Origin of the sequence: Pseudarthrobacter sp. C1 (genome assembly GCF_034720455.1) — a bacterium.
GTDB lineage: Bacteria > Actinomycetota > Actinomycetes > Actinomycetales > Micrococcaceae > Arthrobacter.
On sequence record NZ_JAYESK010000012.1, the window covers coordinates 50,211 to 62,868 of the forward strand.

14 protein-coding genes are annotated in these 12,658 nt (G+C 66.7%); 9 read left to right on the top strand and 5 right to left on the bottom strand.

Features of this window, described 5'->3' with window-relative positions:
* The first annotated feature begins 75 nt into the window (after positions 1-75).
* The gene (locus U7114_RS17295) at positions 76-1,872 is read left to right on the top strand and encodes a S8 family serine peptidase (RefSeq protein WP_323058053.1); all 1,797 of its coding nucleotides are present in this window, start codon (positions 76-78) and stop codon (positions 1,870-1,872) included.
* Here the strand turns inward: U7114_RS17295 and U7114_RS17300 are convergent.
* A complete protein-coding gene (locus U7114_RS17300; protein ID WP_157241015.1) occupies positions 1,869-2,981 on the bottom strand; it encodes a DNA alkylation repair protein in 1,113 nt (370 codons plus the stop codon). The two genes, U7114_RS17295 and U7114_RS17300, sit on opposite strands and share 4 nt — an antisense overlap.
* 137 nt (positions 2,982-3,118) lie before the next feature.
* On the opposite strand from U7114_RS17300, the gene U7114_RS17305 reads away from it, so the two are divergent.
* Positions 3,119-3,922, top strand: a complete 804-nt coding sequence (locus U7114_RS17305) for a phosphatase PAP2 family protein (protein ID WP_157241019.1) — start codon at positions 3,119-3,121, stop codon at positions 3,920-3,922.
* Positions 3,923-3,933: 11 nt separating this feature from the next.
* Here the strand turns inward: U7114_RS17305 and U7114_RS17310 are convergent, their stop codons facing one another.
* Positions 3,934-4,257: a MerR family transcriptional regulator gene (locus tag U7114_RS17310; protein ID WP_323058054.1), complete on the bottom strand. Its 324-nt coding sequence runs from the start codon at positions 4,255-4,257 to the stop codon at positions 3,934-3,936.
* 137 nt (positions 4,258-4,394) lie between these two features.
* On the opposite strand from U7114_RS17310, the gene U7114_RS17315 reads away from it, so the two are divergent.
* The 4 genes from U7114_RS17315 (at position 4,395) to U7114_RS17330 (ending at position 7,294) form a co-directional block, all read left to right on the top strand.
* Positions 4,395-4,820 carry an Hsp20/alpha crystallin family protein gene (locus U7114_RS17315; protein ID WP_157242931.1) on the top strand — a complete coding sequence of 142 codons (426 nt, stop codon included), beginning with the start codon at positions 4,395-4,397 and terminating at the stop codon, positions 4,818-4,820.
* 59 nt (positions 4,821-4,879) lie between these two features.
* Positions 4,880-5,203 (top strand): J domain-containing protein, encoded by a 324-nt coding sequence (locus U7114_RS17320; RefSeq protein WP_157241024.1) that lies wholly within the window; start codon positions 4,880-4,882, stop codon positions 5,201-5,203.
* 49 nt (positions 5,204-5,252) lie between these two features.
* Complete coding sequence (locus tag U7114_RS17325; protein WP_157242932.1) at positions 5,253-5,630, top strand: hypothetical protein; 378 nt, start codon at positions 5,253-5,255, stop codon at positions 5,628-5,630.
* Positions 5,631-5,713: 83 nt separating this feature from the next.
* Complete coding sequence (locus U7114_RS17330; protein ID WP_157241026.1) at positions 5,714-7,294, top strand: glycoside hydrolase family 1 protein; 1,581 nt, start codon at positions 5,714-5,716, stop codon at positions 7,292-7,294.
* 7 nt (positions 7,295-7,301) lie between these two features.
* Here the strand turns inward: U7114_RS17330 and U7114_RS17335 are convergent, their stop codons facing one another.
* Both U7114_RS17335 and U7114_RS17340 read right to left on the bottom strand, forming a co-directional pair.
* A complete protein-coding gene (locus tag U7114_RS17335) occupies positions 7,302-8,408 on the bottom strand; it encodes an App1 family protein (protein ID WP_323058055.1) in 1,107 nt (368 codons plus the stop codon).
* 66 nt (positions 8,409-8,474) lie between these two features.
* Positions 8,475-9,206, bottom strand: a complete 732-nt coding sequence (locus U7114_RS17340) for a DUF72 domain-containing protein (protein ID WP_157241030.1) — start codon at positions 9,204-9,206, stop codon at positions 8,475-8,477.
* A gap of 126 nt (positions 9,207-9,332) precedes the next feature.
* On the opposite strand from U7114_RS17340, the gene U7114_RS17345 reads away from it, so the two are divergent.
* From U7114_RS17345 to U7114_RS17355, 3 genes are all read left to right on the top strand, one after another.
* Positions 9,333-11,141: a glycoside hydrolase family 15 protein gene (locus tag U7114_RS17345; protein ID WP_157241032.1), complete on the top strand. Its 1,809-nt coding sequence runs from the start codon at positions 9,333-9,335 to the stop codon at positions 11,139-11,141.
* A gap of 114 nt (positions 11,142-11,255) precedes the next feature.
* Complete coding sequence (locus U7114_RS17350) at positions 11,256-11,546, top strand: hypothetical protein (protein WP_157241034.1); 291 nt, start codon at positions 11,256-11,258, stop codon at positions 11,544-11,546.
* Complete coding sequence (locus U7114_RS17355) at positions 11,546-12,253, top strand: HAD family hydrolase (protein WP_157241036.1); 708 nt, start codon at positions 11,546-11,548, stop codon at positions 12,251-12,253. Before U7114_RS17350 ends, U7114_RS17355 begins: the two co-directional genes overlap by 1 nt.
* A gap of 33 nt (positions 12,254-12,286) precedes the next feature.
* On the opposite strand, the gene U7114_RS17360 is transcribed toward U7114_RS17355, so the two are convergent.
* A complete protein-coding gene (locus U7114_RS17360; RefSeq protein WP_157241038.1) occupies positions 12,287-12,535 on the bottom strand; it encodes a hypothetical protein in 249 nt (82 codons plus the stop codon).
* Between the last annotated feature and the right edge of the window lie 123 nt (positions 12,536-12,658).

Sequence of the window (12,658 nt, forward strand, 5' to 3'; positions counted from 1 at the left end):
CTGTCCACGCAGCCCGAAAACGCCGAACGAGGACCCAAAATTCGCACTTCATTCTTTGCGCTGCCCGCCGCCGCAGTGCTGGTCTCAGCAGTCCTGTCCGCCGCCGCCCTTCCCGCCGCTGCCGTTGCGCCGGCTGATCCCGGAGCTACCGGGCGCTACATCGTCCAGTACGCGCCCGGTACCGACGTAGCCGCCGAGGCGGCCGGGCTGCGGGCCCAGGGCCTCGCCGTCGGCCGGACCTTCACCCACGCCATCCGCGGCGCCCTGGTCACCGCCAGCCCTGCCCAGGCGGCGGCGCTCGCGAAGTCCGGCCGGGTGGTGTCCGTTGAAGCCGACGCCCTGGTGGGCATCTCCGATACCCAGCAGCCCGCGCCGTGGGGCCTTGACCGGGTGGACCAGAGGCCGCTGCCGCTTTCCGGCTCCTACTCCTGGGCGTCCTCGGGAACAGGCGTGACCGCATACGTGGTGGACACCGGCGTCCTGGCCTCGCACACCGAGTTCGCCGGGCGGATCACCTCCGGCTGGACCGCCGTGGCTGACGGAAGGGGCTCCAGCGACTGCAACGGCCACGGCACGCATGTTGCCGGAACCGTTGCCGGGACCACCTACGGGGTGGCCAAGAGCGCCACGATCGTTCCCGTCCGGGTGCTGGACTGCAACGGATCCGGCTACAACTCGGATGTAGTGGCAGGCCTGGACTGGGTGGCAGCGAACCACGCAGCAGGGGCTCCGGCGGTGGTGAACCTCAGCCTGGGCGGCGCCGCCAGTTCAACCGTGGACACTGCCATCCAGTCCGTGGTGAACGACGGCGTTACCGCTGTGGTGGCCGCCGGCAACTCCGCCGTGGACGCGTGCGGCAGTTCGCCGGCACGGGTCCCGGCGGCGGTGACAGTGGCTGCCAGCGACTCCGCCGACAGGCAGGCATCCTTCTCGAACTTCGGTTCCTGCGTGGACCTCTACGCACCGGGCGTGGGCATCAGCTCGGCGTACCACACGTCTTCCACCGCCACCGCGTCAATGTCCGGCACCTCAATGGCCGCACCGCACGTGGCCGGGGCAGCAGCCGTCCTGCTCTCCCAGAACCCGGCACTCACCCCTGCCCAGGTCTCCGGCGCGCTCACCTCCAACGCGACGGCAGGGGTGGTGGCGGGGGCCACCAGCGGCACGCCCAACCGCCTGCTGTACTCTGCTGCGGCCGCTCCTGCTCCCGCACCTGCTCCGGCCCCTGCCCCCGCTCCCACGGTGACAGCCGTGACGCCTGCCGCGAATGCCACTGCCGTCGCGGCAGGAACCAACGTCACTGCCACCTTCAGCACCGCCGTCCAGGGCGTCACCGGCGGGACCTTCGTGCTCAGGAACTCCGCCGGCGCCACCATCCCTGCCGCCGTCTCCTACAACGCGACCACCCGTACGGCAACCCTGGACCCTGCGGCCGGACTTGCCGCCGACACCACCTTCACGGCCACGCTGGTGGGCGGTACGTCCGCCATCCGGGACAGCGCCGGCACCCCGCTTGCCTCCGTCAGCTGGAGCTTCCTCACCGGCCCCGCGCCCGCCATCACCGGGTACACGCCCGGCAGCAACGCCTTGCTGGTGCGCCGTGGCAACAACGTCAGCGTCACTTTCAGCGAAGCGGTCCAGGGCGTCAACGGAACCACGTTTACCGTGAAGAATGCCGCCACCGGCGCCCAGGTTCCGGCCAACGTGTTCCGGAACGGCACCACCAACCAGTGGATCCTGGATCCCTCGCAGCCGCTGGCCGCCAAAACCAAGTACACCGTGACGGTCACCGGCGGCGGAACTGCGGTCCGGGACCTTGCTGGCAACCAGCTCACCGGCCGGACCTGGCAGTTCACCACCGGTTCCTACTAAGCGGTTTCGAGCACGAACTCCGCGTGCCCGTGCACGGCGCCGTTGACTTGGAGTTCCAGGGCGTGCATGCCGGGATGGTGCACCCTGGTGGTCATCTGCCGGAAGGCGTGGCGTTTGGACAGGCTCCTGCACTCGCCTGGTGCAAGGGTGAGGGTTGAGGCCTTGAAAACCTTGGCCGACTGGCTGCCGTTCGCCTTGCGGTAGTGGATGAGGTAGTCCACCGCCAGGGCCACATCTTCTGTACCCAGGTTGGTGATGTCGAATGAAAACGTCAGTTCGCCGGGCACCCTCAGGATCTTCCGGTCAAGGCGGGGCCCGGCCACCGCTACCTGCGCCGGCGTGAAGCCCAGGAGCGCCAGGGCGCCAGGATGCCCCTTCTTGACGAGCGTGCGGAGGCCGTGGCTGACCACCCGTCCCGTGTTGGCATCAGCCGCGGAGAGCCACTCCCGGGCGGTGGCCACCACGGCCGAAGGCGCGTGCCGGGCAAGATCGTTCAGGTGGTTGGCAACGGACCGCCGCACGTATTCGGACGGGTCGCGGTACAGGGAACTGAGGATGGGAAGGGTGGCTTCCGGCCGCTGGACGAGGGCGGGGATCCGAACTGCCCACGGCAAATAAGGGCGGGTTCCCTCGCTGGCCAGGCGGCGGACATGCTCATCCGGATGGGAGGTCCACGCCTGGATGATGGCCAGCGCCCGGTCCGGGTCCTGGCGGAGGAGGCGGCGAATGGCGAACTCACCGGTAAGCCTGGGCGTCAGTTCCGCCAGCAGGGCCATGGCGTCGTCGAAGTCCCTGCCGGAGCCGGAAGCGACGGCAAGTGCGGCGGCAGCTTCCGAAACCGGCCACAAGATCCAGCCCGTGAACTCCTCGAACCCAAGTGCGGCGCGGAAGCTGCCCGCCGCCGTCGGATATCCCGCCCCCGGGACTTTTCCAATGTCAGCCTGCAATGCCTGGGCCACCAGGTCAGTCCTGGCGCGCAGGTTGAGGTCGCTCAGCAGGTGGGCGGCGGCTGCCGTGCTGTCCCACTGCACATTCGGAGCGGATTCCGCCAGGATGGCGGCAACGGAATCCACGGCAGGCGCGTCAATCAGTTCGTTCATGGCACCCATGCAGACAGGCTACCCCGGGTCTGGCGGTGGGTGGCCGGCAGGGCGTCACTGCATGGAAAATGCGGGCAAACGGCGCCAACGCGGCCCGTGCGGGATAATCTTCACCCTAGGTTAAACTTCACGGCGCAGGGACGGGTATGACAGTGGGACAACAGGGATCAGCAGGCTCGGGAACCAAGCATCCTACCGGCAAGTGGCGTGCCTTCCACGACAAGTTCGTGGTTGAGGAACGCTACCTGGATCCGGCCGACCGGCGCGGGCTGTACCGGGCAGCCATTATTTTGGCGGCGGCGGGAATCCTTCTGTTCATTGCCACCCTGGTCAGCGTGCTGCAGGCCGACGGCCTGTCCGCAGCCGACGTGCCCGTCCGCGATTGGCTGCTCGGGCTGAGGTCACAGACGCTGACAGTCATCATGATTTTCCTGGCTGTGGTCTTCGGCCCGATTGCCCTGCCCATCATCGTCCTGGTGGTGATCCTGGCGTGGGGTTTCGCGGCGAAGCATGCCTGGCGCCCCATCCTGCTGGCGTCCGCGATGATCACCGGGGTGATCGTTTCCCAGATCATCCTCCAGATCGTGCGGCGCTCGCGGCCGCCCGTGGAGCAGATGCTGTTCGGGATCGACCACACCTTCTCGTTCCCCTCAGGGCATGTCCTGGGAGCCTGCGACTTCCTCCTGGTGGGGGCCTTCCTGATCTTCTCCCGGCGCCGCAATCCCCGCGCCGCCGTCCTGGGTTTCGTGGGGGCGGGGATTGGTATCTTCCTTGCGGCGGTAAGCCGGCTGTACCTGGGGTACCACTGGCTCAGCGACGCCCTCGCGTCGTTGTCCCTTTCACTGATCATCCTCGGCGGGGTCATAGCCCTGGACACCTGGCGCACGGCCCGGATCCCGGGGGAGCGGATCACCGGGGAACTGTCCAAGGCCGACTCGCCCAAGGACTGAGCCGGAACCACCTAGCCCGGCGGCCGCGACCGGGCACGCTTCAGCGCCCGGTGCAGCTTGACGTTGGCGGCCTCAAGTTCCAGTACTTTGGCCACGCCTGCGAGGTTAAGGCCCTGTTCAAGCAGTTCGCCGATCCGCAGCAGGACGGCGATGTCGTCGTCACTGTACTGCCGTGTTCCGCCGGACGTCCGCGACGGGGTCAGCAGGCCCTTGGTCTCGTAGAGCCGGATGTTCTGCTGGCCGGTTCCCGCCAGCTTGGCCGCAACGGAGATGGCGTACAGTGCGCGGTTGCTGCCATTGGGGCCGGGCGGCCGCCCGGTTTCCTGCGGTGCCATAAGTTCTCCAAAATCCGTCCGGTAGCCTTGCCTCAGTTTCCCACGAGTGCTATAAAAAATCTATATCCATCACCATAGATTACGGAGGATGGATATGACACGGATAAACACCTACAGAGCTGAAGGAGTGGGAAATGATGTTGATGCGCACGGACCCGTTCCGTGAGTTGGACCGGCTCACGCAGCAGGTCTTTGGGACCGCCGCCCGCCCGGCTGCCATGCCGATGGACGCCTGGCAGGAGGACGGCGAGTTTGTGGTGGCGTTCGACCTTCCCGGCGTGAAGATTGATTCACTGGACCTGAACGTTGAACGCAACGTCCTCACGGTCCGGGCGGAGCGCAAGGACCCCACGCAGCCCAATGTGGAATTGGTGGCTTCCGAGCGCCCCCGCGGTGTCTTCAGCCGGCAGTTGATCCTCGGCGACACCCTGGACACTGACAACATCAAGGCCAGCTACGACCAGGGCGTCCTGACCCTGCGGATCCCGGTGGCAGAGCAAGCGAAGCCGCGCAAGATCGAGATCCAGACACAGCATAGCGAGAAGCACGAGATCGGAACCTAGCCACGGGCGGCGGGCACGGGCAACCCTTGGCGTTGCCCGTGCCCGGAACAGGGCAGCACATGACGAACACCCCCGACTACTACGCAATCCTGCGGGTCCAGCCACACGCCACCCAACAGGAGATTTCCCGCGCCTACCGGGCACTCATGCGCAGCCACCATCCGGACGTCGACGGCGGGGCCACCCCGCAGGGGGAGCTCCTGGAGATCATGCAGGCGTTCAATGTACTGCGCGATCCGCAACGGCGTGCCGCCTATGACCAGCAACGGGCAGCAGCCGCTGCCCAGGCCATCCCCGTCCGCAAGGTGCGCAGCCAGGCCGGTTCTTCCGGACCCGCCATCAGGGTCACCCCGGTGCGGTGGGAGAGCGGGCCCTGGGCCTGACGCAGGGCTGATGGAGTACAACGACAACCGCGAGGAGGCGGAGAACCGAATGAGCGAATGGCGCCGCTACGACTCACCCCTGATCCCGGCGTTCCACGAGCGCTTCGAACAGCGATGGGGCCCCGGCACTGCCCCCTTCCTGGACCCCGAGGCGCATGAGCAGCCGCTGCCCCGTGCCCAGTGGATCAATCCGGCCACCGGCGCTGCCCTGGCCGTTGTGCCGGTCTGGACCGCCGATGAAAAGCAGCAGCGGTCCTTCGGGGTCTTCTACCTTCCGCCCGCGGGGGACATCTGGGTATTGCGCCCCGGCTACACCGGTTACCTGGAACCTGCCGACGGTGAATCGGAGCATCTGGTGACCCTTCGGAATGACGCGTTCCGCAAGGCCGTGGCGCATGCCAAGGAGTTTCTGTTCGGTTCCCAGTAGCGGCCGCAGGTTCCGCTCGTCAGTTGCCCCCAGCTGTGCCATCCTGAGACGTACTCACACGCTCCGTCACAAAAGGCCCGCCGATGCACATCACCGCCAAAGACCTCGCCGCACTCATCCCGCCCGGGTTTACGCTTGGCGTTGCCACCGCAGCCTTCCAGATCGAGGGCGCGCTGGACGAGGATGGCCGCGGGCCGGCAGGCTGGGATGTCTTTGCGGCCAAGGAAGGCGCCATCGTCGAAAACCACAGCCCGGTGACGGCCTGCGACCATTACCACCGCATGCCCCAGGACGTTGCCCTGATGAAACAGCTGGGCGTGGACTCCTACCGGTTCTCCTTCGCCTGGCCGCGGATCCAGCCCACCGGGCGCGGGCCGGCCAACCAGGCGGGCCTGGACTTCTACGACCGACTCCTGGACGAGCTGCTGGCCAACGGCATTTCCCCCATGGCCACCATCTACCACTGGGACACGCCGCTGGCCCTGGACGAAGCCGGCGGCTGGCTGAACCGCGACACCGCCTACCGGCTGGGGGAGTACGCAGGCATCCTGGCAGAGGCATTCGGTGACAGGGTGGCCAGATGGGTGACCATCAACGAACCCGCGACTGTCAGCACCAACGGCTACTCCCTCGGCCTGCATTCGCCCGGCAAGGAACTGCTCCTGGCCGCCTTTCCCACCGTCCACCACCAGTTGCTGGGGCACGGACTGGCGGTGCAGGCACTGCGCGCCGCCAAGGTGCCTGGCGAAATCGGCATGACAAACGTCTACTCGCCCATGGTTCCGAATTCCATCAACCCGCTGGACTACGTCAGCGCCGGGCTGATGGACCTGGCCCAGAACCGGCTCTACGCCGATCCCGTGCTGACCGGAAAATATCCGGACCTTATCCGGGCCGCCAAGTTCTTCAGCTCGTTCGAGCACCCGGAGGAGGACATGGAGCTCATCTCCCAGCCCCTGGACTTCTACGGGCTCAACTACTACATGCCCACCAAGGTGGCTGTTGGCCCGGGTGGCGGTGCAGTGCCGGCGAGCATGGCCGAGGCCATGGGCAGCGACCTCAGTGCTGCCGGCAACGGCGGAACACCCTTCCATGTGGAGACCTGGCCGGAAGCGGACATCACCTCCTACGGCTGGCCCGTGAAGCCGGAATACATGGCAGTGGCCCTGAAGGAGATGGGCGAGCGGTACCCCAACCTCCCGCCGGTCATCCTCACCGAGGGCGGTGCCAGCTTCGAGGACATCATCGTGCGGGACAAGTCCACCAACACCAGGTTCATCCCGGATGAGCGCAGGCTGAAGTACCTCTCCGACCACCTTGAGGCCGCCCTCAGGGCAACAGCCCCGGGCGGAGTGGCGGAAAAGGTGGACCTGCGCGGCTATTACGTCTGGTCGCTCATGGACAACTTCGAATGGTCCGCCGGCTACAACCAGCCCTTCGGGCTCCTGCACGTGGACTTCGAAACCCTGGAGCGGACGCCCAAAGCCTCCTACTTCTGGCTCCAGGAACTCGTCGAGGAGCGCGACCTCGCCGCGGCGGCGGGTACCGCAATCGCGGAGGCCATGGCTTCCGACGCTTTTGACGTTGAGGTCATAGGCACCGACGTTGTTGGTGCTGATGCGCCGGACGACGACGACGTCACGGCTTTGGGTGCCAGCGCCTAGGACAGGTTCAGAGCAGGTCCAGGGCGGCGAGCTGCTTGGCTATCCCCGCCCCGTCGGGTGAGTAGATCCACGGAACCCGGGATGCCGTGTGGTCCCCGTCCTCCGAATGGCCGCCTGCGAACACCGATTCGCTGATGGACAGCTGGCGGATGGCGATTGCGGCTACCTTGTCCGGGTTCTCCTGCGCGAATTCGGAATAGATGGCTTCGTCATGCTGGCCGTTATCGCCGATCAGGAGCCAGCGCATGTCAGGGAATTCCTTGGCGAGCCGTTCCAGGTTGCGGTGCTTGTGGTCCTGGCCGCTGCGGAACCACCGGTCCTGGGTCAGGCCCCAGTCGGTCAGGAGCAGGGCACCGGACGGGTACATGTTCCGGGTCAGGAAGCGGGCCAGGGTGGGGGCGGCGTTCCACGGCCCCGTGGACAGGTAGATCACCGGCGCGTCCGGGTGTTCGACGGTCAGCCGGTCCAGCAGGACCGCCATGCCGGGCGTGGCCATGCGGGCCCGTTCGCTCAGGACGAACGTGTTCCACAGCGCCAGGAAAGGCCGGGGCAGGGCCGTCACCATCACGGTGTCATCAATGTCGGAAACGATGCCGAACTTTACGTCCGGGGCAATGACCCGGATCTTCGCCTCAACAGGTTCGGTGCCTTCGCCCCGCAGGACGGCAGTGTGCCAGCCGGGCGTGAGCTGAACATCCACTTCGGTGTCAATCAGCCCGCCCCGGTCAGCCCGGACGTGGGTGACAACATCGCCGATGGTGATTTCGACGTCGGTGAACTGCAACGGCACGCTGGTGAAGGCGCGCCAGCCGCGGACGTTCTGGTTGCCGTTCCGGGCTGCATGTTCTGCCTTGCTGCCCGGCGACGGCTTCTGGGTCAGGAGGACCCGTCCCAGCACGCGCACCATGCTGGTTGAGCCATAGCCCTGGTAGGCGATCGTCTGGGGAACGAACCTCCAGCGTTTGGCCAACTGGATGCGAACGGTGTTAACGGCATCCGAAATCCGGTGCGCAAACCTGAACACCTGGTTTCCGTAGAGCTGGGTGTGGTCCGTCCCGCCGTGGTCTGTGGGTGTTGCTGCATGCTCTGGCGGGGTCTGGGGAGCCGTGTCCATGGAACCACTCTGCCACAGGCTGCACCGCGCGGGGCCACTTCCGGCGCTTGCCCTCACTCCGTGACGTCACCCTTCCCCCAGGATCCAGCGCAGGGTCTCGGCGTTGCGCACGGCGTTGCCGCCGCCGTCGTTATTGAAATAGGCATACACGTCCAGGCCGTTGCCGGACCACTCGCGGATGCGGTCCGCCCACCAGTGCAGGTCGGTGTCCGAGTAGGAGCCCGCGTAGAGGTGCTCGTGGTCCGGGCCGTGCAGCCGGACATACGTGAACGGGGCGGTGGTCCGCAGGATGCAGGGAAGGTTGGCCCCGCTCATGATGCAGTAGGCTGCCTGGTGCCTTTCCAGCAGGGCGTACACCTCCGGGCTGTCCCAGCTCGCATGCCGGAACTCGACGGACACCCGGATCCACTCCGGAACCATGGCCAGGAAGTACTCCAGCCGGGCGTCATCGCGTTCCATGCCGGGTGGCAACTGGACCAGGAGGACTGCCCGTTTGTCACCGAGTTCGTGCCAGCACCGCTCGATCCGCTCCAGCCACACCTCCGGCTGGTACAGCTTCCGGGCGTGGGTCAGGCCGCGGGGAGCCTTGACGGACATGGTGAAGCCGTGCGGCAGCCGCCGGTTCCAGCCCGCGAAGGTGGTGTCCCGGGGCCAGCGGTAGAAGCTGGCATTGAGCTCAACGGTGCTGAAGCGGGAGACATAGTGGGCAAGCCTGTCCCTCACCGGCAATTTGGGCGGGTAGAGGACGTTTTCCCAGTGGTCGTAGCTCCAGCCGGAGGTTCCGATGTGGATTGCCATTGTTCCTCCCGTGGGCCTCGGCGGCCGGACGCCCGGGCTGCCCCCGGCAGCCCGCCGGCCGGCATTCCTTCAGGCTACACCGGCGGATGCCCTTCCTTTTCGGGACGGCTGTGGCAGGGTAAGGACATGGCGCGAATTGAAGATTACGCGGTGGTCGGCGACCTTCAAACCGGGGCCCTGATCAGCAAGGACGGCTCCATCGACTGGCTGTGCCTTCCCCGGTTCGATTCCCCGGCCTGCTTCAACTCGCTGCTTGATACGCCGGAGGCCGGCCGTTGGCTGCTGGCGCCCAAGAGCGGCGGGCCGTGCACCCGGAGGGCCTACCGCGACGGCACGCTGGTGCTGGAGACGGAGTGGGAAACCCCCGACGGCACCGTGCGGGTCATCGACTTCATGCCGCCCCGCGACTCCGTGGCGGACATCGTTCGCATCGTCGAGGGGGTGAGCGGCAGCGTGCCGATGCACGGTGAGCTTGTCCTCCGCTTTGATTACGGCCACATCATCCCGTGGGTCCGCCGGGACAAGCTGGGGCTCCACGCCATCGCAGGCCCGGATGCTGTCTATTTCGTCACGCCCGCGCCGCTTCAGAGCGAGAACATGCACACCGTCAGCGACTTCACGGTCAACGCCGGGGACCGCGTCCCGTTCGTGCTCACCTGGGCGCCAAGCCATGTGGCCCGGCCGCACACGGTGGACGCGGAGGAAGTCCTGGGCAGCACGTCCGCCTTCTGGCGCGGCTGGGCTTCCCAGTGCACCGTCAAGGGGAAGTACCAGGACGCGGTTGTGCGCTCGCTTGTGACGCTGAAGGCGCTGACCTACGCCCCCACCGGCGGCATCGTGGCGGCCGTGACCACGTCCCTGCCGGAGCAACTGGGCGGCCCCCGCAACTGGGACTACCGCTACTGTTGGCTGCGGGACGCCACCATGACGCTCCAGGCCCTCCTGGCGGCCGGTTACACAGCGGAGGCGGCCGCCTGGCGGGACTGGCTGCTCCGGGCGGTGGCCGGCGACCCCGCGGACCTGCAGATCATGTACGGCATCCACGGCGAGCGCCGCCTGCCGGAGATGGAGCTGCCCTGGCTGAAGGGCTATGAGAATTCGTCTCCGGTGCGCATTGGCAACGGAGCGGCGGAGCAGCTGCAGCTGGACGTCTGGGGCGAAGTGCTGGACTGCCTCGCGCTGACCCGGAATTCGCTGCTGACGCATCCGGACGAGGCCTGGGACGTCCAGCTGGCCCTCATGGAACACCTGGAGACGATCTGGGACCAGCCGGACAACGGCCTCTGGGAAATGCGGGGCCCGCGCCGCCACTTCACCCACTCTAAGGTGATGGCCTGGGTGGCGGCGGACCGGATGGTGAAAGGCGTCCGGGAGTCCGGGCTGCCGGGTCCGGCCGAGCGGTGGGAAAGGCTGCGGGAGACCATCCGCCAGGACGTCATGGCCAATGGCTTCGACGCTGCCCGCAATACTTTCGTGCAGTCCTACGGCCGGTCCGAGCTGGACGCCAGCCTCCTCCTGATTCCGCGCGTAGGGTTCCTGCCGCCCGATGATCCCCGGGTGATTGGAACCATCGAGGCGATCCAGCGTGACCTTACGCAGGACGGGTTCGTCCTGCGGTACCGCCCTGAAGAGAGCGACGACGGCCTGCCGGGGGACGAGGGCGTCTTCCTTGCGTGCTCCTTCTGGCTGGTGGAGGCACTGCTGGGCGCGGGACGGCACGAGGAATCGCGGGAGCTTTTCGAGCGGCTGCTGGACCTGCGGAACGACGTCGGCCTGCTGAGCGAGGAATGGGCCGTGAAAGCCGGCCGGCAGTTGGGCAATACGCCGCAGGCCTTCAGTCACTTCGCGCTTGTGACTAGCGCTTTGGAGCTCCATCAGGATACGGTTCGGCGGAGTGACACCCCCATTCCGCCGGAGGCGGCGGAACCGTGCTGAGGCGGCGCGGCCCGGGGTCTCTTCTCCTTCGCGCAATAGATAAGTATACTTACTAACACCTCATGGAGTGCTCCAACAAAGCACAACGCGGTGACTGACGGAGGAGTGATTTGCATGGCCGGGTATTTTGAGCTCGTGGATGCGCCTGACGGCGGCTACAGGATCCGGATGCTGGACGGAGCAGGGAGCCTGATGGCCATCTCGGTCACCTTTCCCACCAAAAGGGCCGCGGTTGCCGGCGTGGCACTGGCGCGGGAGATTGCCGGTACCGGCCTGATCCGGGATAAGAGCCACGACGGCGCCGGGACGGTTCTCCGGGAACGCGTTCGCCCCGTGAACTCCGCCAAGGAGGAAGCAGCCCGCCGAAAGAAGGCCCCTGCGGCCAAACGGGCAGCGGTAGGCTGATGGCACCCCAAGGCGCCACACCCCCTGGCGTGCGACGCCGGGGGGTTCTTTTTGACGTTGACGGGACCCTGATCGACTCGTCCTACATCCACACCATTGCCTGGTGGGGAGCCTTCCGAGAGCACGGCTATGACATCCCCATGGCCTCCATCCACCACTATGTGGGCATGGGTGGCGACCGGTTGGTGGACAGCCTCCTGCCCGAGGGGCGGGACCGGTCCGCGGACCCGGAGGTGATGGCCAGCCATGGTGCGCTCTATGCGTCCCACTGGCCCGCGCTCCGCGCCTTCAAGGGGGCAAAGGACCTGCTGGGCCAATGCCATGCCGGCGGCCTGGCCGTTGCGCTGGCCTCATCCGCCCGCAAGAAGGACCTTGCGGTCATGGGGTCCGTCCTCGACGCCGATGCCTTCATTGACAGCGCCACCAGCGCCAACGACGCCAAGGAGAGCAAGCCCGCCCCGGACATCCTGGTGGCGGCACTCGACGCGATCGGCGTGGAGGCCGCGGACGCCGTCTTCATTGGAGACGCCGTTTGGGACATGCTGGCCGCGGGGGCATTGGGGATTCCCGCCATCGGTGTTACCTGCGGCGGAGTCAGCGCCGCCGAACTCCGGGAGGCCGGGGCGGTGGAAGTCTATGAAGGGCCGCAGGACCTGCTGCAAAACCTGACGTCAAGTGCCATCGGCCGGCTGCTCGCGCGGCCTTGAAGCCGCATTGCGCAGGCTTGGTAACACGCCGGGTCAGGGCGCCTGCCCGCCCGCCACGGCATCCTCATCGCCTGCATTCGCGGCCTTGTTCCATACCACCGCAACCCTGACCGATCCGTCGTCGTTCCGCTCAACGTCCGTGAGCACTTCCGCCATGTTGGCTCCCATCTCCATGATGCGGGTCCGGTAGCTGTTGACGAGCGCCTCCAGGCTTTCCTCGCTCCACTCGCCGGGCCGCATGCGCGTGGAGATCTCAACGGGTTCCGGCTGGTAGAGCGACATGGCGTTCCTCTTTCATACGTAGCTGCGGAGCTGGCCCTTCCCACGCTAGGAGCCCGGGGCCGGGACGGCAAGTATTTAGTCAGCCTACTTACCTTTTCTGTTGGAAGCCGATAGCGTCGAATG